This window comes from Amphritea sp. GJ51-11, assembly GCF_055808735.1.
Map to the genome: position 1 here is coordinate 3,630,028 of NZ_CM147881.1, position 22,841 is coordinate 3,652,868.

The following is a 22,841-nucleotide window of genomic DNA, read 5'->3' on the forward strand; positions in this document are numbered from 1 at the left end:
AAAAACTTAGAAACAGACACAAAAATCATTACAAAAATGGCGAAGTAGTATATAACGAGACGATTAAATCTACGAATATTTTTCCTTCTGACACATTTTCGAGAAAGACAACAACGAGGAGGTTTTGCGGTGGCGCTAGCAGAATTTCACGCTAGTCATGTTCGGACGCGGCTTCGATTGCGAAGTTTATCTGCCCAGCCGTAAACCCTCGCTGAGACATAAAACGCATTCTTTTAGCCCTTTCTTTGAAGTCAGTCACATCCAGTACGGTACGGTATTTTCGCTGATACATATCGGCCGCCAATTCAAACCAGTCGATATCGGCCGCCTCAAAAGAGCTCGAGATCAACTCACTATCGACGCCTTTACGTTGCAATTCGAAGCGAATTTTAATCAACCCTTGCCCCTGTCCTACGCGCATACGTATAAAGCTTTCGGTAAAACGCTGATCTGACTGATACCCCTTAGCCATAAGCTCATCAAGCACTGCATCAAGATCTACTGATTCGCAACGCGCCGACAACTTATCCCACAACTCTTTTCGAGAATGCTCCCGTCTGGCGAGCAAACCAATGGCCGCATTTTTTGCATCTGCTGACGTTTCAAATACTTTCATCTTTATCTATCTCAAGCAGCCCATCTCTAACAAGTTGCAGCAATATAACCACGACCAAAAAACTAGCAACCAAAAAAGGAGCCCAAAGGCTCCTTAATTAAATAGCACACAAACCATTACAGATCTAACTGAGGCTCAGCGGCTTTTTTTTCGTCTTTCTCTTTAGGAGCAGGTACGACCAACAGCTTTTCACGGATAGCGGTCTCAACTTCTACGGCAATCTCTGGATGCTCTTCCAAGTATTTCGCTGCATTCGCCTTCCCCTGACCAATCTTAGTACCTTGATAAGCATACCAAGCACCAGACTTATCAACAAAACCATGCTTAACGCCAAGATCTATCACTTCACCCATGTGATAAATGCCTAAACCATACATGATCTGGAATTCAGCTTCCCGGAAGGGTGGCGACACCTTATTCTTAACCACTTTCACACGGGTCTCATTACCAACGATTTCATCGCCCTGCTTCACAGCACCAATACGACGAATATCTAAACGAACAGAGGCATAGAATTTAAGTGCATTACCACCGGTTGTGGTTTCTGGAGAACCAAACATAACACCAATTTTCATACGAATTTGGTTAATGAAAATAACCAAAGTATTGGCATTCTTCACGTTACCCGTCAGCTTACGCAATGCCTGAGACATCAAACGTGCCTGCAACCCCATATGAGAGTCGCCCATCTCGCCTTCAATTTCCGCCTTCGGCGTCAACGCAGCAACAGAGTCAATGACCAATACATCCACCGCGTTAGAGCGTACCAGCATATCGGTGATTTCTAATGCTTGCTCACCAGTATCCGGCTGAGACACCAGCATATCATCGACATTAACGCCGAGCTTTTCCGCGTAACCTGGGTCTAGTGCATGCTCCGCATCGATAAAGGCACAGGTTTTACCCATTTTTTGGGCTTCAGCAATAACCTGTAGCGTCAGTGTTGTCTTACCGGATGATTCTGGCCCATAGATTTCGACAATACGGCCAGTGGGTAAACCACCTATGCCTAATGCAATATCTAGCCCGAGCGAGCCTGTCGAGATTGCAGGAATCGCTTCCCGGGGGTGATCCCCCATCTTCATAACGGCACCTTTACCAAATTGACGTTCAATCTGACTCAGGGCAGCATCAAGTGCTTTCTGTCTGTTTGCATCCATTGTAATGACCTATCTCTGCAGCGCAGTTAAAATACTGTATGTTTGACCAGCATTATTAACATAGCGGCTTCCGTTTGCAAGGAAAAAATATGTTTTTTTATACAGTGCTTTTACTTAATTGTTTTATAAGCCCTTTTAAAGCTTCAGTTACCGCAGAGGAGCGCACCGCATGGCGATCACCGGCAAACTGAAAACAGCGTGCATCAACAACACCACCTTCAAGATACCAGCCGATCCAAACAGTACCCACCGGTTTCTCCGACGTTCCACCACCGGGACCAGCCACGCCACTGATCGACACACTTAAGCTTGCCAAACTGTTTGCCACGGCTCCTTCAGCCATCGCTATAACAACAGCCTCACTGACCGCACCATCAGTTACAAACAATTCTGACGGCACCCCCAACATCTGAGTCTTAGCTTCATTACTATAGGTCACAAAGCCACACTCAAACCAGTCAGAGCTGCCGGCTAGCGCGGTAATCTCCTGCGCGACCCAACCACCGGTACAGGATTCAGCAGTGGCAACTCTGACCTGCTTATCCTGAGCTAATTGTGCCAAAACTTTAACTTGCTGTTGTGTATCCATTGACTGCCCTAAACTGATTGACCAAACACGACATGACCAGAAGACATTCCCTCATCCCGACTTATGCAAACAAGTGATATTTCTTTTTCACGATCCCTTCTTCGGGAAAGGCTTATCCAAATTCAACTGAGCCAGCCAATACCAATGACTGATATCTTCCTTAACCCACTGCTCTAATATGCCGTTCAACTGTAAAGCAACATCTTCGGTAGCCGCTATACGACTTGAACTATCTGCCGCAACAATTGGTGTTTCGATAATAGCCTCATAGTTAGCACCGTCCTTTCGCTGAATATGAATAGGGATAAGTGGTACATTATGTTTAACCGCAAGCTTAGCCGCCATCACCCTATTGCCCTGAAACGGTAATTCTCTACCCAATGCAGGAGACCAGACAAAACCATCTTTTTCTTCGTCGATATAGAGTAACAATCCACGCCCAGATTTTAGCCAACTTAGCAATTCCCTCGCAGCCGTTGGTGATGCCGGAATGTGGCGATTACCCGTATCTTCCGGACAAAAATATTTTCGAATTTTTAATGCCTGCTGCAGCCGAGCCTTATTAGGAATAGGGTCATATAACACCGCCCCCATAATTCCGTGACGACGCATCACTTCAGCCATTAGCTCCCAATGCCCGGTATGCGCACTCACACAGATGATCGGACCATCAATATTAGCAAGATGCTCACTGCCGCGAACTGTTAACCGCTCAGCAGCAATTTTGTGCAGCACCGGGTATTCTCCGTACACGCGCCCGATATGTTCAATATGCTCGACGATCCTTGCCTCTCTTGCCACTGGATCAGTCAGCCCCTCCAACTTCTCGAAATTATTGTGCAGCCGCCCCACCCATTTCCTTTTTAATCTAATCGCTTTGTAGGCACTTCGACGCCCCAGCCAAGCGCCTATAGCTGAAGCGACATCAATCGGCATAAACCGAAGCAGACGAGCTAACAACAATTCCGAACGTTGTTTAAAGGACAGTTCAGTGTCTCCCATATTAGCTCCTTTTACTCAGCACCATTGGCAAACCACCTTTAGGCCGCAGTGTTAATCGACACTCAATCTCTACCTGATGATTCTCGGGTAGCCTTAACTCAAAACGCTGCGCCAACGTTGCCAAACATAAAATACCTTCAGTTAAACCAAAACGTAATCCCAAACAAACTCGATGGCCGACACTGAAAGGAATATAGAGAAACTTATCGGGTCGCGGATTACCCGGCATAAACCGCTCAGGGTAGAATGCATTAGGGTTTTCCCACTCCAGCTCATGCCGATGCAACAACCAGGGTAATGCCAACATAATAGTGCCTTTTTTAACTTTGCTGCCACGAATCTCATCATCACTACGAGCCTCACGACTGAGTAACGGAACCGGTGGGTAAAGCCTTAACGACTCTTCAAATACTGCCCGCGTAAAAGGCAAATTAGCAACATCATCTAGGGTCGGCGTTCGCCCCTGAAGGACGCTATCAATCTCATCATACATTTTGCGACGTGATCGCTCACAACCATCAAGTAAATACCAGCTCCAAGCCAAGGCGTTAGCTGTTGTCTCATGCCCCGCCATAAACATCACAATCGCTTCATTCCTAGCTGCCTCAGCGCCCATAGGACAACCACTTCGTCCTGAAGAGGACATATCCCCATCTAACAGCACCGATAACAATGTCAAACGGTCAGGCTTATTACCATGCTTATAACGCTCAATAATCTGATCGATAACCTGATGGACCTCAGCAGCAGCCTTAGCTGCTTTTTTACGTTTAAATGGATTACCCAAGCGCCGAAGAAAAGGAAGACCAAAGGTATCCGCATAATCAAGCTGATTAATAGTATGTTGATATTCTGTAAAACCATTCACAACCTTGGCAGCATCATTATCTGATACATCATCACCAAAAACAGTACGACCAATAATCTGTGCTGTCAGCCGTGCCATCTCATTCAGCACATCAACGGTGGCCCCCTCCGGCAGCGCCTCCCACCGTTCCGACACTTCAACAGATGAGGCCGACATAATGGCAGCAAAATCAGCTAAATATGAACTTTCAAAAGGAGGTGAGCATGCTTTACGACGCGCCTTCCAAAGCGCGCCATCACTGACAAACAAACCATCTCCAAGCAAAGGCCTTAGAGCATGTCTCATTTGTGGGCTTTTTTTATCATAAATATCATGACGATCAAGAAATACACGCCGCACGGTGTCAGGCGAGTTACAAAGAATATACTCCTGATTAAGCAGTTTGAATGACATTTTTCTAGCTCTATAAGCCTTATCAGACCAGAGTGATAGCATATTCTGATGAAAGGCTGGTAGCCGACATAATAAAAGCTTCGATGACTTTGCCCGCAATACGTTTACTGGCACAAATAACGACGGCCTTTCAGGTGTTTTCATGTTTATTTATCGACCAAAACAGTTAATTATCAAGGAAATCAGCTTTCTCTGCTGGAAACATATACAACAAAACAACTTATTACACTAGTCGCTAATATATGACAAATGCGTCACAAAGATTGTAGTTGAATAGATATAGCATCAAGAAACAGCAACGAAAGTAGGCTTCCTTAAAGTTCTCACTCTTATATTGGGAGGGTATTTCCTTTAGAATAAGCCATTCATCTATATGCTTAAATGGACATGATTACTCAGCATGGATAAACGCGTTGCTCTTATTGGTTACTCATTTCGTCTGCCTCAAACCTCCAACGAGACTTTTTGGCAAGACCTTATTGATAGAAAAGACCTCATAACCGAGGTTGACCCTGATCGCTGGTCATTTGATAGTTTCCTGCACCCTGATAAGCAACACCCTGGCACTAGTTACACTTTTAAAGCAGGGACACTGGGTAATATTGCTGGATTTGATGCTGAATTCTTTGGTATATCGCCTCGCGAAGTATCGGTCATGGATCCTCAGCAACGCCACCTATTAGAAATGACCAGTGAAGCAATTGAGCATGCTGGAATAAAAGCGTCAAGTCTGAGAAAAAGCGATACCGGGGTTTTCTTTGGTATATCAAGTACCGATTACTCATATCGAATGAGTGATGACCTGAGTGTCATCACCTCATCAACAGCAACCGGAAACACATCCAGCATTGCCTCAAATCGTATATCCTATACTTTCGATTTAAAAGGTCCCAGTATCTCGATGGATACGGCCTGTTCATCAACTTTAGTTGCATTCCACCAAGCCTGCCAGTCAATTCTGAGCGGCGAAACAACAACGGCCTTAACCGGCGGCATAAGCCTGCATTTACATCCTTTTGGCTTTATTATTTTTGCCAAGGCAACCATGTTGTCACCGGATGGCCGCTGTAAAGTATTTGATGAATCAGCTAATGGCTATGTACGCTCCGAAGGCGGTGGCGTTTTCCTATTGAAAGATTACGATCAAGCCAAAGCCGACGGAAATACAATTCTGGCAGTGGTTGCGGCTTCTGCCGTTAATACTGACGGTAACAAATCAGGTATCACAATCCCATCTTGCCAATCTCAAATAGTGCTGATGGAGCAAACTTGTCAAAAAGCGGGAATCACTCCAGACCAGATTGATTATATAGAAGCACACGGCACTGGTACGCCAGTCGGCGACCCTATAGAAACACGTGCGATTGGTACCGCCATCGGACAGAAAAGAAACTCACCACTTCCCATCGGTTCAGTTAAAAGCAACCTAGGACATCTTGAAACAGCTTCTGCCGTTGCCAGTTTAGTGAAATCATTACTGATTTTGAAACATAGAGCGGTCCCGGCGACTATCAGTATGAAGACGCCAAACCCTGAGATCAAATTTAATGAGTGGAACATTCAGGTTGTTGATCAACTATTACCCCTAAAAGATCAAGGAATACTCACCGTCGGGATCAATTCCTTTGGCTTTGGTGGCGCCAATGCTCACGTCATTTTACAAAGTGACGACAATACTGTTACGCCAGATAAGCAGAACGCTTATCCGACAACATCCGTACCTCTCCCCATCATGGTAAGTGGTAAAAGTACACAAGCGCGTAATGATAATACAACTCGCCTGATTGAATACCTGAAACACAATCAGAACACTGATTTCTACGATGTCGCCTGGAACTACAATCAACAAAAAGAGCGTTACGACGACGCTATTTTCCTGTTTGCCAAAAATAGTGATGAAGCAGTCGATAAGTTAAATCATTTTATTCAAAATACAGATGATAAAACCAATCAGGTCTATACGGGCAATGGACTAACAACATCACCTGGACCTGTGTTTGTCTATTCAGGTAATGGCTGCCAATGGGAAACGATGGGCAAAGCATTACTGGAATCATCAGCCGTATTTGCACAATCTATCGCCGAAACCGATGCGCTATTTTCAAAATTTGCTGATTTCTCACTGATAAACGAAATAAAAGGTCTAAACGGCAGCGATCGTTTTGAGTATACAGAGATAGCTCAACCTGCTCTCTTTGCCATTCAAGTGGGGATAACCGAACACTTACGGCATCTAGGCATAACTCCCGTAGCTGTCACAGGACACAGCGTTGGAGAAGTTGCCGCGGCTTGGGCCTGCGGTGCTTTATCTTTGCAGGATGCGGTAAAAGTTATTTACTTCCGAAGCTTATACCAAGGTAAAACAAAGGGTCAGGGAGCAATGACCGCTGCAGCAATCGGTGCAGAAGAAACCAAAGAGTACTTGCTACAACCTCGCTTTTCTAGAGTATATCTTGCAGGTGACAATAGTCATAAAGGGGTCACCCTTGCCGGAGCCCCTCTGCAGCTTGAAACGCTAGAACAGCTACTAAGTGACAAAAACACATTTAACCTTCGTTTACCATTGGACTATGCGTTTCATAGCCCGCTGATGGACCCTATTGAGCAGCCACTTCGGCACTCTCTTGCAGACATAGCACCACAACCAAATACCATCACTTATATTTCGACTGTCACTGGCAGTCCGATTGAAGGCGAACAGCTCGACGCTGACTACTGGTGGCGGAACATCAGAAAACCCGTTCTATTCAAACAATCAGTTGATTACCTGCTGAATCAAGGACACAACTGTTTTGTTGAGATCGGTGCTCATCCGGTGCTACGAAGCTATCAGCAAGATCAGATTAGGCAGCATAATATTGCCGCTAGAATGATTCCAACCATCACACGTAACAACGGAACAGCCCGGGAGTTAGAGCAATGTGTTGCGAGCCTCTTTATGGCTGGGGCTGTTGACCTCAAGCCATGGTTCCCGCATGTAGGAAAACGACTAGCCTTACCTCTCTATGCTTGGCAGCATGAAGATTATTGGTATCCGACAACGGTAGAATCTCAACAATTACTCAACCGTCATTCAATTCATCCATTACTTGGCGCGCCAGTTCCACATCGTCCATTGCTCTGGGAAAGCCAGCTCGATACGACGCGCATGCCTTGGTTGGCAGATCACCAGGTTGGCGACAGCGTTGTTTATCCTGGTGCCGGATTTATTGAACTAGCGCTAAATGCTGCAGATCAGTGCCGTCAGCAAGACACTGTCGAGATCGAAGAGTTTGAAATCTTAGGCCCATTAATATTAGAGGACGGTCAAAGTAAAGTTGTACAAACTCAGGTAAATCCAGTTTCCGGCGAAATTCGTATTTGCAGCCGAAGTTTTACTGTTACAGATCAATGGACACAAAACTGTAAGGCCCGTGCCGTTCACCAAACAACAGGGCAAGCTTTGCAGCAAACGGCACCCGTTTTACCGAGCTCAATGCCTGATTTTGATGCATCAAGCCATCAGCAACTAGCGTTACTCGCAGGACTTCAGTATGGCCCGGTATTTAGTGCTGTGAAGCGAGGCTGGTTGCAGGAAAATGAAATTCTAGCCGAGTTAGAAATACCTGAATCCATAAGCTCAACAGCCAGCCAATACTTGCTCCATCCGGGGATGCTCGACAGTGCTATACAGCTAGTCATTCACTTCCTAACAAGTGAGCTTTCAAAACATAAAGGGACGGCCTTTATACCCGCCAGAGCAGATCGTATTCTGATCAACCGACAAGCGGGTACTCAACCCACCCTTGTCCGGCTAAAATTAACACGTAAAGCCCCGCATTCATTGCTGACTAACATTGAGCTGTTCGATGCTACGGGAAGCACCATCGCAGTACTTGAAGGTGTGCGTTTTAAAGCGGTACGCCTTTATAAAGCAGACGCTCATGATATTGAATTCCTTAATTACCACCTGACGCCGACTCCACTTAAATCGGACAATAAAACATCTATATTGACACCTCTGAATCACGCTATTCGTGATGCTTATCAAGAAAAGCAACATAGCATTCACCGCTATAATAATGAAGTTGCTCCGCTGCTTGAAAGCATGATGACACTTGCCATGGCTGAAGCGATGCGTTCGGTGATAAGTACAAAACAAAACTTGTCCATTGAGGATATAGAAGTACTGAATTTACAAGACCCCAATAATAGCAATATTCGCGGTCAATTCTTGAAATCAGCCTGTGAATACAATGTTCTGACAAAGACGGATGACGGCTTCGCCCTTACCCCGGACTTTAACGAGCCCGAGATTAACAGCAATCTTATTTGGAACGCTTTGCTCCGTGACTATCCTGAGTTTTTCTCGGCTACCCACTTAGCAGGAAGAACATCACTATTGCTAGAAAGCTTCTTTAGACCCACTGATCAAACGAGTGATTTAACACCAGATGAGCTCTCAAATGAGGCGCCGAATCATGAAGGTTACCTACGTTTATTCAAAGATTTATTAACTCAAACGACCTATCCAGTAATCTCTCACGCACTGAAAAATTTAGTCACAGAGCAACAAAACAGCTTACAACCGGGTCAACGTTTCCGAATTCTCGAAGTTGCCTCATCGCAATGCCATTACGGTCATAGCCTCTGTTCTGCAATCAACTTTGATATTGCAGATTACACCTTCGCTAGCAATAATGAAGAGGCTTTAGAAAGTGTTGACCACCTACGTGAGCACTACCCGCTAGCTATGTCAACAGCGCTAGACCAAACCGAAGCAGTGGCCCCCTATCAATTGCTTTTATTAACTTTTGATGATTATCAAACCGATAACTGCCTACAACAACTGCAGCAAATCAAACCACTACTCGCGGATAATGCCACCATCTTAATTTGTGGCATGCAACCATCATTCTGGTTAGATTTTGCACTTGGTCGCAACCAAGACTGGTGGGTTGATAACCAATCAGTACAAGTGTCTGGTAAGCAATGGTTAACCACCCTTGAAAAACAATCGTTCTCCGATTTACGATTATTATCAACAGAAGCACAGGACAGTAGCTTTTTTCTGATCAGCGGAATTTTCTCAAGCCACGAAATAAAACCTCAAGAAACAGAAACGGGTAACCAGTGGTTGATCATTGCCGACGATCATCAGAAAGAAACAGACCTAGCCGCTCGTATCAGCAGCCGACATCCGGCAACCACCTGCACATACGAGACAGCAGATGAACTGACAAACATAATACTTGCAGCCGAGCAGGTTAATAGACCCGTTTCTAGAATTATATTGTTACAGCAGCTGGGTAATAATACAGACCCACTCGTAAGCCAAACACTTCGATGCAGTCAAGCAACAGATGTGTTACAAACCTTAGAAGCGATTAATAATACTGCTGAAGTCTGGATAGTCACTCAAGGGGTAGGTGCAACGCTTCCTTGTGATCAGGCAATCGAAACAACACCAACGACGCAAACACCTGCAGATGCTGCTCTTTGGGGCTTTGGCCGCACTCTGATGAATGAATCACTGAGTAATCAGGTTCACCTGATCGACTTGCCTAACACGCTTAATAGCCTGTCTCTAGACGCACTCCTTGCGGAGTTACAATCCCCCTCAAATGAACATGAATTATTTATAGCTGAACAGGGACAGCGCTTCGCGCCGCGCTTACGCCGAGAAACGTTCCCTGTATTAGAACAAACTTCAGAGGCCAAACTTATATCATTAGGTTTTGAGCTTCCTGGTCAGTTAAGAAATCTACAATGGCAGTCACGACCGACCAGAGACCTTAATGATGATGAAGTAGAAATCGAAGTCAAAGCCACAGGCCTTAACTTTAGAGACATCATGTATGCATTGGGTCTGCTATCCGATGAAGCAATCGAAAACGGCTTTGCCGGCGCAACAATGGGCTTAGAATTCGCTGGTAAGATCATTAAAACAGGTAAGCACGTAGATACATTTAGCATTGGTGACGACGTCGTTGGTTTTGGCGCCGCATGCTTTAGCAATCGCATAATGGCCACTAGTTATTCCATTGCTCGCATACCAACCAGCCTTAGTTATGAAAGTGCAGCAACCATTCCGACAACATTCCTAACCGTTTATTATGCACTTCATCACCTAGCTAGATTGCAACCTGGTGAGAAAGTATTAATTCACGGCGCTGCAGGCGGTGTGGGCATCGCAGCAATACAAATAGCTCAATGGCTTGGGGCAGAAATTTATGCCACTGTCGGTTCCAACGAAAAGCAGGATTTCCTTAAATTAATGGGAATTCCGTCAAAACGTATCTACAACTCCCGTGAACTAACTTTTGCAGAACAGATACTACAAGATACCGATGATGGTAAAGGCGTCGATGTGGTATTAAATTCCCTCGCGGGAGAAGCAATCAATCAGAATTTTCGGGCCCTTAAACCTTTTGGACGTTTTCTAGAACTGGGCAAACGTGACTTCTATGAAAACACCCCCATTGGGTTACGCCCGTTCCGCAACAATATTAGCTATTTCGGTATTGATGCAGACCAGTTACAACAAGAAAGACCTGAGCTAACAAGCCGCTTATTCACTGAGGTATTAGAACTTTTCAACCAAGAAATACTTTTTCCTTTACCTTATACGCAGTTTAACGCACATCAAGTCGTCGATGCATTTCGCTACATGCAACAGGCAAAACAGATAGGTAAGATCATTGTTACCTATGATGAAGGCTTAACCCCTGACACCTTCCTAGCTGCCAGCACTGACCATAAGCAATCATTGAGCTTGGACCCGCAGGGTAGTTACCTCATTACAGGAGGCCTAGGTGGCTTTGGGCTTAAAACAGCTCAATGGTTGGTCGAAAAAGGCGCTAAACAACTCATCCTCCTGAGTCGTCGTGGCGGTTCGTCAGAAGAAGCAACTGACTTCCTAGCCAATTGCCAAGCCAATGAGATAAATGTGCATATTGTCGCCTGTGATGTGACCAATAAAGAATCATTAGAAGCTACCATCAACCTGTGTGGTAAACAATTGCCTCCTCTTAGAGGCGTCGTGCATGCCGCCACAGTGATAAATGATAGTCTAATTCGTAATCTTGATACGAATCAGATAGAAACCAGTATGGCGGCCAAATTACGTGGAGCCCAGTATCTTGATGAATTAACGCGCAAACTGGAGCTCGAATTTTTCATTCTCTACTCCTCAGTAACAACCTTGCTAGGAAACCCAGGGCAAGCAGCCTATGTTGCAGCCAATCATTGGCTTGAAGCGCTAACGGCAACTCGTCAAGCCTTACAGCTACCAGCAACATGCGTTCGCTGGGGTGCCATTGATGATGTCGGTTTCCTATCGCGAAACACTGAAATAAAAGATGCACTACAAAACCGGCTCGGCGGCAACGCACTTAATTCCGATACGGCACTAGATCTTTTGGAACAGATGATTGTCACACAGAGCCAACAACTGGGAGTGTTGGAACTTGACTGGCATGCACTTAGCCGTTTTTTACCAACAGCCTCCCATAACAAGTTCAGAGAGCTTGCACTTACCGCCAATGAAGCGGAACAAAATGAGGATGATATCCTCGACCTCGAAGAGATGATGCGAACCATGAGTCAGACCGAGTTCCATGGAGCAATTGTCGATATTTTAACTCATGAGCTCAGTGAGATACTCATGATTTCTACAAGTAAAATTAGCCCTGAAAAATCTATCTATGATATGGGGATGGACTCTCTGATGGGTGTCGAACTAATGACTGCCCTAGAATCTAAAATTGGCATTAAAGTACCTGTTATGGCACTCACTGAAACCCCCAAACTATCACAGTTAGCCGATAAGATTATTGATCTGGCAAATAATAAAAACGCCAAAGCAGAATCGGAAACTCAAGCTATTGTCGAAAAAGTCGTCGCGCAACACGGGGAAAGTAATAACAAAATAGCCAATAACATCCTCAGTTCACTAGAGCAAACAGACAAACAAGACCGAGTGAAACACTAATGGTTGCGAAAAAATTAACAAGTGACCTAAAACAAAAATTGATTCAGCAAGCTCTGCAGCGAAAACTTAAGCATGTGGAAACTGATGCAGCTAAACCCTTAGTGGCTATTGAAAAAACGGCGGTCCCGGATAAGTTTTATCGTTTTGATCAGCACCCGGGTTATATTCAGATGCAAATAATGAATAAAGGGGCAGAACAACTCGGTGTTAAAAGCCCTTTTTTTCGGGTGCACGAAGGTATCGCTGGCGCGACAACAATCATTAATAATAGGGAATTGATAAATTTCGCCAGTTATAATTACCTTGGCCTATCAGGTCACCCAGAAGTTAATCAGGCTGCAACCGAGGCATTGGAGAAATATGGAACATCAGTATCCGCTAGTCGAATTGTGGCTGGCGAACGTCCTATACACCAACAATTAGAACAAGCACTGGCAAAAGCCTATGGCGTTGAGGATGCTGTTGTTTATGTGAGCGGGCATGCGACAAATGTATCCACGCTTGGTTATCTATTTGGAGCTAAGGATCTAATCATTCATGATGAATATACCCACAATAGCGCGATTGTAGGTGCACAGCTATCCGGTGCCAGACGGCTCTCATTCCCACACAATAATCTAGCCGCATTAGAGCAACTACTACAAGAAAAACGCCATCAATTTGAAAGAGTCGTGATTGTCGTTGAAGGCTTATATAGTATGGACGGTGATTTTCCAGACCTAAAGCGCTTAGTCGAACTGAAGCGACAATATCGCGTATTTCTCATGGTAGACGAAGCCCACTCTTTTGGAGTACTTGGTAAAACAGGCAAAGGCCTAAGGGAGTTATCACAGGTCCCCGCAGCAGATGTTGATATATGGATGGGTACGCTCAGTAAAGCGCTCTCAGGCTGCGGAGGATTTATTGCCGGCGAGTCCGCTCTAGTGGAAAACCTACGTCACCTATCTCCTGGCTTTCTTTATAGCGTGGGAATACCCGCCCCTATAGCCGCAGCAGCTATTAAATCATTAGAAATAATGGAGCGAGAGCCCAGCAGGGTAGATCGTTTACATTCAATATCAGACTATTTTATTCATAAGGCTAAAGCATTAAAATTGAACATCGGTGAAAGCAAAGGAATTGCTATTATTCCCATTATTCTGGGCAGCTCAGTTAAAGCCGCACAAATATCATCTGCACTTTTCGATCAAGGTATCAATGTGCAACCGATTCTCTACCCTGCCGTGCCTGAAAAAAGCGCTCGATTACGTTTCTTTTTGTCGTGCGAACATACAAAAGAGCAAGTGGACAAAACATTAAATACTCTCACGACCCTTTTGTAAGTTTAAGGCCGTCACGTAAATGATCAACCGAAGTTTTATCTTTCTGCAAGGGCCTACGAGTCCTTTCTTTTCGCGCCTTGGTGATAAACTATTAGAGATGGGAGCTAAAGTCTATCGAGTAAACTTTAACATGGGTGACTATTGTTATTGGCGTAATAAATCCTCATTCCAGTTTCGCAGTAATATTACCAAATTACCCATATGGCTTGAGAAAAAACTACTCCAATATAGTATCACTGACATTATCATGGTAGGCGATACTAGACCTGTAAATGCACCTGCAGTTTCTCTGTCAAAAAAACACAGTATCAGATTACATATTTTTGAGGAAGGCTATCTAAGACCAAACTTTTTAACGTTAGAGGAAAACGGTATCAACGGTTTTTCATCTCTTCCTAAAGATCCTCTTTGGTATATGGCCGTCGGCCCTAAACTCCCCCTTTGGTAGAGGGAATACCCGTTAAAAATCCCGTTTCATTATTGGCACGGCATGAGATCGGTTATCATCTCCCGGGGCTATTTAATCCAATATTTTATCCTGGTTACAAAACTCATCGTCCCTTTATTTCAGGCATAGAACTCTCTGGCTGGGCTTGTAGACTGGGCTTTATGCCCCGCTATGAAAAAAAAGATGTATGTTCAATCCAAACACTGATTAAAAACCAATCACCCTACTTCTTACTACCACTACAACTTGATAGTGATAGCCAGGTCGCGATCCATTCCCCTTTTTCATCCATGGCAGAAGTGATAGAACTCACAATGGTATCTTTTGCCAATCATGCACCTAAAGACAGTGTACTCGTGATAAAAAATCACCCTCTAGATACAGGTTTTACTAATTTTAAAAAATTAATCAAACGATTAGAATGTATACTAAATATATGCAACAGAACCCTCTACTTGGAAAGTGGCCATTTACCAACATTATTGGATCATTGCCAAGGAACCATTGTGGTCAATAGTACTGTAGGAACATCCTCAATCGTTCATAAATGCAGAACAATAGCGCTGGCTGATGCCATATATAACATCCCAGGTCTTACATCTAGCTGTACCCTAGACCAGTTTTGGAAGGATACCGAACGGCCTAATATGAGGCTCTTCCATCATTATCGAAAAATAGTTCGTTATACTACACAGATTAATGGTGGTTTTTATTCCAATGAGGGAATAAAAATCGGTGTTGACTCCGCGATCAAGCGTTTATTGATGCCAGAATCACCGTTACAAAGCCTTTTAAGGCAATACCCGCCGTCCAAAAACAATGCTTGATTTCAAATAACTATTTTATTCATCAGCGACTCACTATAGATCGTGTAAACAGCTCAACCGATAGCTGATCGATATCAATGATCTGACTATTCTTGGTGTCAGGCATCATTCGATTAGACCAAATAAAACAAGGTGTTTCTGCAACAGGTTCACCCATGTGCTTATATACCTTGGTCATCACCGGTACATGGTCACCATACCAACAAAGAAAATTATCTCGTTCTCTTGAACTAAGATATTTCGTCAGTTGGTCGATCATGCTATCAGCATTTTTAAGATGCTTTAAGTAAACAGTTAAATCGCTTGCTTCTGCCGGTGGAGTCTCATAATAGAGAGAATCAGTGTCAATTCCAGCACTTGTTTCAAGATGTAACGGCCCATGATTCTCCATAGTTATGACAAACACAAAGCACGGAGCTGTTTCGTTTTCAGTTATTTCTTTCAGTTTATCCGCAACAGCTCTATCACTAACATACTGCCCATCTTTCTGTTCTGCGGTGAAACCGCTGCTATCGATAAACCGATCAAAACCTAATATTGGGAATACCACATTACGGTGATAAAACGCAGCAGGATAAGGATGAATACAGATCGTTTTGTATCCTAATGATTTAAGCTGAGACACTAAGTTCGGTAAAGAGTGACGGGCTAAATACCAATATGGGTTAAACTGGTGAATACCCATATCTAATGAATTAAGCCCCGTCAAAAAAGAACTTTCAGTACGAACTGTATTCGCTCCCCAAGCAGGCACGACCACTTGCCCTGAAAATAATGATTCACTCACAATCCGATCATAGTGTTGTAACACATCTTGGCGCACCGAACTAAAGCTTAATCGAGGATCAAAAAAAGACTCGCTTTGCACAACAAATAAATCAGCTAGAGCATCTTTTTTAAGCGTCGAATAATCTTGTTGATATATTGGCTGGACGGTTAAGTTAGCAGAGCGGCCAAGAGCTATAAAGTAGCACCAAAATGACGAAAACAACCCCATTTGACGAAGATCGTCAATAGGATGCAAGCAAGGCTCTGGTAAATATTTCGCTGCAAAATATGTAACAAGAAAAAAACCTAGCCCCATCGTTAGCGTTAACCCAAAAAACATCCCTGTCTCAGTAACCAGCAGTAACGATACTTCAAGCGATAACGCGATATAAACAAGTATGCTAAACAATAGACATCCTATGATCGCATTCCATATACCAAAAAATGGTAAATAAAGACGAGGATGTAAACACATATCCGAAAAATACTCGAAGTCCTGTAAGATAAATGGCTCTCTAAGTGAACGGTATTTAACGAAATTAACGGCCATTAACAACAGTTGTAGAGAAGTTGCCAATAACATAGCAAACCACGGCCGTTGAAATAACAGCAGACAAACAAAGAAAAAACTTAACCAGCTACCACTATGAACGAGATAAACAATAGCACCTCGTTGTAGCCGGATACAACAACGTGGTACCAACAACAAAAACTCAATTAGAAATGAGATACAGATGCCAAATAACCCAGCCACAAAAACATTTTCAATGAATACGTTAATCTCCATTCCATTAAATAACATCACTGCCCCGTGTATTTCAAACGTTTTAAAATCCATGCAGAAACCGCTGAAGGTAATACAGATAAAAACCAACAACCAAGGTTAAGTGGAAAAGGAAAAGATATACGAGCACGCTTAGCGGAAATACCGCGACAAATAATCGCAGCGGCTTTATCAGGCTGCCACAAAAAAGGTTTAGGACCAGGCATTTCAGAACACATCACTGAGTCAACGTAACCGGGCATAATAACGGTAACATTAACATTGTAAGCAGCTAACCACCCCCTTAAAGCCTCTCCGTAAGCCTTAATCGCTGCTTTACTTGCACTATAGCTTGGAGTTATAGGCAAACCATAATAACCGGCAAGCGAGCTCATCAAACCTATTTGACCTCTTCTCCGTTGACGCATACACATAGCAATCTGCCCTGTCATTAACAGTGTTGCCTTAACATTAAGATCTAGTAATGCCTCCATTTCATCAAGCTGCTCACCGGAAAAATCACTACCAATATTGATATTAATGCCAGCGCAGGCGATAAAAACATCTAAAGGACTGCTCTTATCAAGTTCTTCCAACCAACAGCGAAGGGCGACAGAGTCTAATAAGTTGGTCCTATGTATACTTACTTTGGCACCACGATGCCGACACTCACTTGCTAACTCATTTAGTAATATTTCATTACGACCATGAAGATGAAGTAAAACACCGTTTTCAGCATAAGACTTAGCTAAGGCTCCGCCTATTGAGCCCGTAGCTCCCGTAATCAGTATCACTTGAGAGTGAGAGTTCGGATTATCATTAACTATCAATATTACAGCCCTATTCTTGTGTTAAACGTCTCAGCAGTTAGTCTCAAGAGAAAACCCACGTCATTAGATAGGTTGACGAACCCTCTTCCAAATTCTAGTTGCTAATGATACTTTGAGAGGCTGTTGACGATATTTATGTAATAACTCTAATGCAGTTTCTACATTAATATGATCACCACTAGCTGGGTCCACATACAATGGATAGTAAATCAAAGTAGCCGCTACTAGCTGATCCAATGTTAGTTGCCTACTACGACGGGGACAGCTAAGATAATCATGGGTCAATCCCCATCCGGCATAAAAAGGAAGACCGTAGGTATATACTTTTTTACCGCGTAGCAGAGCTTCAAAACCGGTCAACGATGTCAGTGTATGCACTTCATCAATTTCCTCTAATAGGTCCGCCATCGAAATATCAGTCACCTGTAAATCATAAAGCCCACCACAACTTTCTCCTTCCAAGCGAGCCCCTGCTAAAACATCCGGATGAGGCTTATAAATCAAAAATGCTTCGGGGTTATCATGGCGTACTTTTTTTAATAAATCATAATTAGACTTAATCACAGGGGAACCACGCATAATCGAAGCGTCTGTCCCTACTTGGCCAGGAACTAAAATTATCCGCTGTTCATTTGGCAAGTTAACTGATGTTGAGTAACCTACATTGTACTTGCTTAATTTGAGATTCACGAGGCACTTAATCAAACCACGAGCACGTTCTAAACTGTCATCAGTAAAAACTTTAGATTCCAGCATCTCTTCTAAATCAGAAGCAGTGTTGGGATCGTAATAAATTCCCGAGCGATCAATTACCAATGAAATAGGCGTGATCAAATCAGCCCCTAAACCAACTGAACGAACAAAGCCATCTTCCATAAAGCCAATAGAAACGTTTGCTGAATACTCCCTTAAATATTGATGTATTTCTACATTCGAAGACCAAATTAAAACCTGCTGATAACGGCCAGAATGTAAAGCGCCTCTACTTTTTTCTGCCTGAGTAAAAAAACGAATAGTGGAGTTCTTACCAAGAAAACCTGGTACAAATTTACGCTTCCACCTTGCAAAACCAACCCCTAACCACCTACCATTAAAAGAATCTAGTTGACGTTTCTGATCGCTAATCAGCCTGATCGTATCTTCAAGCTCACAACGCTGACCTGTATATGGATTGATATATCGACAGTAAAGCAAATAAGCTGCTGCAAAAACCTCTTCTAACGTTCGTTTTACTTCTCGTCTATCGGATTTATATTGATCGTTTGTAAGCCCCCATCCCGAATAGAACGGTATACCAAAGCAACTAACTGCCTTTCCTGCAATCAATGCCTCAAAACCAAGTTGACTTGTGACTACATAAACGCGCTGAACGATATCAAATATAGACCAAGGGTTAATATCCTGTGAAATTAACGTACAACCTCTTTTTTTGCTTCAGCGTACAAATAGCCTTGTTTATGACCCGCAATAACCTCAGGATGAACCTTAACATATATCTCAGCATTAGGATTATCTTCTATAGCAACATCAAGCATACGAATAAAACTACTGGCATCTGCCAGCCCATACTTAACCGAAGCATCACCCACCGTTTGATCAACAACTAAAACTTTAGGCTGACACTCTGAGTGAGAAAGAGTAATATCAGGAGCATGATTATATTTTGATAATCTGTGGAGTTTTAGTAGATCAATACATTTTTTAGCACGCTGAAGTAACTCAATACTAAAAACTGTGTTAATTACAAAACTTTCAAGATCACTCGGACGAGTAGCATCATAATATACCCCAGTAGAATCAACGATCAAACTATGGGGAGGAGTTTGATTAACACCAAGTCCAAGAGAACGAACAAAACCATCCTCTAGACTAAGATAAGGAATATCTTGTGACTGAGCAAAATGACGAGCTTTTGATGAGCTAGGTTTAAGCCCCCACCCTGCAATAAAGTCACATTTAGCTCTGCAAAGAGGTTTTAAACGAATAATCTCAGCATCCAACAGTGTACTTAAATGAGGAATTCGAGAAATACCTTGTGAAAAAACACCTACTAACTTCTTTTTCATAATAACCGGTTATAGTCAGTCATAGCGGCCGCCAGCAGGTTGCGTCGCTTATCTACATCATCGATAAGCATCAGTATCATATTGATCCATTCTGAATGTTCCATTGAAGCGAGCATCCCATTGTATTCGTGCTTTACCACTGACGTATAAACTTCATTATTTGCATAAACTCCCACACTTTTTGCGGCCGTTATGTCAAAAAATTTAGTATATGATCTCGCCCGATTAAAGGGGCTATCAAGCAAAGGAGCAAGCCCAATATCACGCCCTCCTCTAGCAATTAAGCCTTGATATGAAATCCACTTCATTGGCTGTAATAGATTAACACGGGATATCCCGCGTACCAATTTACGAACCTCAGCATTACCTATTACTTCAAAGATTATATCATTCCGAGCACATAAGACTTCTTCTATAACAGGCAATAACCATCTTAATTCGGCGTTATGAGAAGCTGACCCATGATAAAAAACCGTCACAGGTTTATTAGTTTGCTTCATGGGTGTTGGCAATATCAACTCTGGTTTTAAAGACTGATAAGCCGATTGTAGATATGGAGTACTCACCCAATATTCTACATTATATTTTTTTAACCATGACTGGGAAAACAAAGCATATCGTATTAATTTAACCTGGTATCGAAGAGGCAGCCCCGATAAAGAACTAAACCGAAATAGGTCGTCATCCATGAAGTAGATTAACTGTTGTATTTTCGCTCCAAAACGATCGACAAATAACTTCCAATTTTTGGGTACATAACGAACAAAAACCAGAACCTTTCCACTAAGCTCTTCAGGCTTCGGAAAAAAGTTGAAACCAAAACGTCTTATTTCATAGCCACGTCGCTGTAATTCAGGCACAACAAAGAAATCAGATGACGGATTTACTGATTCTTCAATAATAAAGGCCACCTGCGATTCACTATTCATCGTAGAGAAAAATCCTCATGGACCAACGTTAGATTGGGGTTATATGCAGGATCATGATCTAACTGTTCTCCCCACTGTTGACGCATGTAAGCTGCTTCCCGTTGTGCTCTTTTCCGTTTTTTTGTTGAATCATCCGCCCCACGAGAAACAGACTCATGATGGTAAAGCTCGGCATAAGGAGTCCAAATATTTCTATAACCGGCTTCTCTTACTTTTAAGCACAGATCTACATCATTAAACGCGACGGCAAGATTTTCTTCATTTAAACCTTCAACTTCATCAAAAACAGACTTTCGAACTAACAAACATGCGGCAGTAACTGCCGATAGTTCTTGCACTAATCGCATTCGAGAAAAATAGCCATGTTCATGCCGTTCAAAGTATTTATGTGAATGACCAGCAACACCCCCTATACCGAGAATGACCCCTCCATGTTGGATTGTTTCATTGGGGTAGTACAATTTAGCCCCAACACAACCAACATCAGGTCGGCACACATGACTGACCATTTCATCTAGCCAGTCAGGATTAATAGGTTCTATATCATTATTAACAAGCCCAATAATTGAACCTTTAGCGTGACTCGCGCCAAAATTATTTATCGATGAATAGTTAAAGGCGTGATCCCAATGAATGACCGTCACTCGGCTGTCTGATACAACCTGGTCAATGTAAGCTAATGCTTCTGGACAGCGAGTCTGATTATCAAGAATTATCACCTCAAAATTAGCATAATTGGTTTTATCTAAAATCGCATCAACACAACACCTTAATATATCGACATTATCTCGTGTGGGAATCAGCAGACTCACCATAGGTAAAGGCGATGGTAACGGCCAACGCACCCTGTAAGTATTTGGCACAAGCCCAGGCTCAGCTTTTGCACCTATAAGATTAGATTGACAAAAATCGGACACAGCCTTAAGGCCAGCCACACTGGTGTAGTCTTTCTGGTCAGCAGCAGATGCGGTTGATCCTTCGACCGCTCGCCAGTGATATAAGATATAAGGGAGATGAACAATATTCTCAGCTGATATATCGGCTATACAACAGAAGCAGTAGGTCATGATCTTGACTTCCCTCAACACCTTCGCGAAAGCCACCCACCCTTCGTATAATGTCTGTTCTCAAAACGCTTAAATGAGATATATAGTTCTGACCGAGTAACAGATCATAATTCCATTTAGGTTTAAAGTGAGGATCAAACCGGCAGCCCTGCTCATCTATTTTATCTTCATCACTATATAATAGTTTGACATCAGGTCTTTCATTTATCGCTTCGACTACACGATAAAGAGCATCGGAAGATAAACAGTCATCATGGTCGAGTAATGCGACATAATCTCCGGTAACTAACTCCAGTGCTGAGTTACTTGCTGCTGAAATATGACCATTTAAATCTCGGTAGACAACCTTGATTCGTTTATCAGATGCAGCGTAATCTTGTAAAGCCGTACAGACGCCTTTATTGGAGGACGCATCATCCGCAATACAGAGTTCCCAGTATTGGTAAGACTGAGCCAAAACAGAATCAATACACTCTCGTAGAAAATCTACATCAGTGTTATACACGGGTACGATGATCGATATTTTAGGTAACAAAGTCCAACGGTCTATATAACTAGCTACTTCATCGTTAACTGGACGCTTTAGACATTCTTCATTCTTAATCCAGTCAAGGTATCCTCGGCGTACAGGACGTTTAGTAAAGGTTTCATTATATAACTGGAGTGAATGCTCACGAACAGTAATCCCCTTCGCTTTAGCATCATCCTTAATAGTTTGCCATACACGATCAGATGTCTGTTCACGAAAGCGATAATGCATATTAATCAATCGCGAAGTTAAACGTTTTTTAGCAAATTTAGAGCCTAACCGTTTCAATTTGGCATGACGCACCGTAAAAGATCCTGTCGTTTCAAGCGGATCCAAACGCAATTTTTTTAAGCCAAATGGGAGATACACCAACCGCTTAGTCACCCGTCCATTTTTTAACGGTAAAGAAAAAACACTTGATTCAGAAAAACCATCCCCCATATCAAGATATAATTTCACATTGGCGCTAGGTTGGTTATGCTGAATGTGAACTTCAAGCATAAACCATCCCCGAAGAGGTAATAGTAGGTTCGCTAAGAACTGTGGATCTTTATCTACAGCTTCGAAATCATACTTTATCTCATCAGAGCATAATTCCCGAAGAGATGATAAAGGAGTAAGTTTCAAATCATATAAAAAATTAAAAAACCATTTATAAAAAAAACGAATTAAGTTCAACATATTTCCTCAAA

16 protein-coding genes are annotated in these 22,841 nt (G+C 42.9%); 4 read left to right on the forward strand and 12 right to left on the reverse strand.

The features are described from left to right. Positions 1-151: 151 nt before the first annotated feature. From AC0L4K_RS16320 to AC0L4K_RS16340, 5 genes are all read right to left on the reverse strand, one after another. Positions 152-616: a regulatory protein RecX gene (locus AC0L4K_RS16320; RefSeq protein ID WP_473267194.1), complete on the reverse strand. Its 465-nt coding sequence runs from the start codon at positions 614-616 to the stop codon at positions 152-154. A gap of 116 nt (positions 617-732) precedes the next feature. Continuing rightward, the gene (recA, locus tag AC0L4K_RS16325) at positions 733-1,776 is read right to left on the reverse strand and encodes a recombinase RecA (protein WP_417223699.1); all 1,044 of its coding nucleotides are present in this window, start codon (positions 1,774-1,776) and stop codon (positions 733-735) included. Between the two features lie 97 nt (positions 1,777-1,873). After that, positions 1,874-2,365 (reverse strand): CinA family protein, encoded by a 492-nt coding sequence (locus AC0L4K_RS16330; RefSeq protein ID WP_473267195.1) that lies wholly within the window; start codon positions 2,363-2,365, stop codon positions 1,874-1,876. Between the two features lie 87 nt (positions 2,366-2,452). Next, positions 2,453-3,367: a lysophospholipid acyltransferase family protein gene (locus AC0L4K_RS16335; protein ID WP_473267196.1), complete on the reverse strand. Its 915-nt coding sequence runs from the start codon at positions 3,365-3,367 to the stop codon at positions 2,453-2,455. 1 nt (position 3,368) lies between these two features. Continuing rightward, positions 3,369-4,628 (reverse strand): cytochrome P450, encoded by a 1,260-nt coding sequence (locus tag AC0L4K_RS16340; RefSeq protein ID WP_473267197.1) that lies wholly within the window; start codon positions 4,626-4,628, stop codon positions 3,369-3,371. Positions 4,629-5,028: 400 nt separating this feature from the next. Between AC0L4K_RS16340 and AC0L4K_RS16345 the strand changes: the two genes are divergently transcribed. From AC0L4K_RS16345 to AC0L4K_RS16360, 4 genes are read left to right on the forward strand one after another with little or no spacing between them, the layout of a single operon-like run. Next, positions 5,029-12,600 carry a type I polyketide synthase gene (locus AC0L4K_RS16345; protein WP_473267198.1) on the forward strand — a complete coding sequence of 2,524 codons (7,572 nt, stop codon included), beginning with the start codon at positions 5,029-5,031 and terminating at the stop codon, positions 12,598-12,600. Beyond that, a complete protein-coding gene (locus AC0L4K_RS16350; RefSeq protein ID WP_473267199.1) occupies positions 12,600-13,922 on the forward strand; it encodes an aminotransferase class I/II-fold pyridoxal phosphate-dependent enzyme in 1,323 nt (440 codons plus the stop codon). Before AC0L4K_RS16345 ends, AC0L4K_RS16350 begins: the two co-directional genes overlap by 1 nt. Before the next feature lie 19 nt (positions 13,923-13,941). After that, positions 13,942-14,370 carry a capsular polysaccharide export protein, LipB/KpsS family gene (locus AC0L4K_RS16355; protein WP_473267200.1) on the forward strand — a complete coding sequence of 143 codons (429 nt, stop codon included), beginning with the start codon at positions 13,942-13,944 and terminating at the stop codon, positions 14,368-14,370. Further along, a complete protein-coding gene (locus AC0L4K_RS16360) occupies positions 14,364-15,197 on the forward strand; it encodes a capsular polysaccharide export protein, LipB/KpsS family (RefSeq protein WP_473267201.1) in 834 nt (277 codons plus the stop codon). The genes AC0L4K_RS16355 and AC0L4K_RS16360 overlap by 7 nt, the downstream gene beginning before the upstream one ends. 22 nt (positions 15,198-15,219) lie before the next feature. On the opposite strand, the gene AC0L4K_RS16365 is transcribed toward AC0L4K_RS16360, so the two are convergent. From AC0L4K_RS16365 to AC0L4K_RS16395, 7 genes are all read right to left on the reverse strand, one after another. Continuing rightward, entirely contained in the window at positions 15,220-16,803 is a 1,584-nt protein-coding gene (locus AC0L4K_RS16365) for an LTA synthase family protein (RefSeq protein WP_473267202.1), read from the reverse strand. Further along, positions 16,767-17,558: an SDR family NAD(P)-dependent oxidoreductase gene (locus AC0L4K_RS16370; protein ID WP_473267203.1), complete on the reverse strand. Its 792-nt coding sequence runs from the start codon at positions 17,556-17,558 to the stop codon at positions 16,767-16,769. Before AC0L4K_RS16370 ends, AC0L4K_RS16365 begins: the two co-directional genes overlap by 37 nt. A gap of 63 nt (positions 17,559-17,621) precedes the next feature. After that, entirely contained in the window at positions 17,622-18,968 is a 1,347-nt protein-coding gene (locus tag AC0L4K_RS16375; RefSeq protein ID WP_473269239.1) for a capsular polysaccharide biosynthesis protein, read from the reverse strand. After that, positions 18,968-19,624 (reverse strand): capsular polysaccharide export protein, LipB/KpsS family, encoded by a 657-nt coding sequence (locus AC0L4K_RS16380; RefSeq protein ID WP_473267204.1) that lies wholly within the window; start codon positions 19,622-19,624, stop codon positions 18,968-18,970. Before AC0L4K_RS16380 ends, AC0L4K_RS16375 begins: the two co-directional genes overlap by 1 nt. Further along, the gene (locus AC0L4K_RS16385; RefSeq protein WP_473267205.1) at positions 19,621-20,553 is read right to left on the reverse strand and encodes a glycosyltransferase family protein; all 933 of its coding nucleotides are present in this window, start codon (positions 20,551-20,553) and stop codon (positions 19,621-19,623) included. The genes AC0L4K_RS16380 and AC0L4K_RS16385 overlap by 4 nt, the downstream gene beginning before the upstream one ends. Next, a complete protein-coding gene (locus AC0L4K_RS16390; protein ID WP_473267206.1) occupies positions 20,550-21,620 on the reverse strand; it encodes a glycosyltransferase family 2 protein in 1,071 nt (356 codons plus the stop codon). Before AC0L4K_RS16390 ends, AC0L4K_RS16385 begins: the two co-directional genes overlap by 4 nt. After that, positions 21,580-22,830, reverse strand: coding sequence for a glycosyltransferase family 2 protein (locus AC0L4K_RS16395; RefSeq protein WP_473267207.1), 1,251 nt, complete (start codon positions 22,828-22,830; stop codon positions 21,580-21,582). Before AC0L4K_RS16395 ends, AC0L4K_RS16390 begins: the two co-directional genes overlap by 41 nt. Positions 22,831-22,841 lie beyond the last annotated feature (11 nt).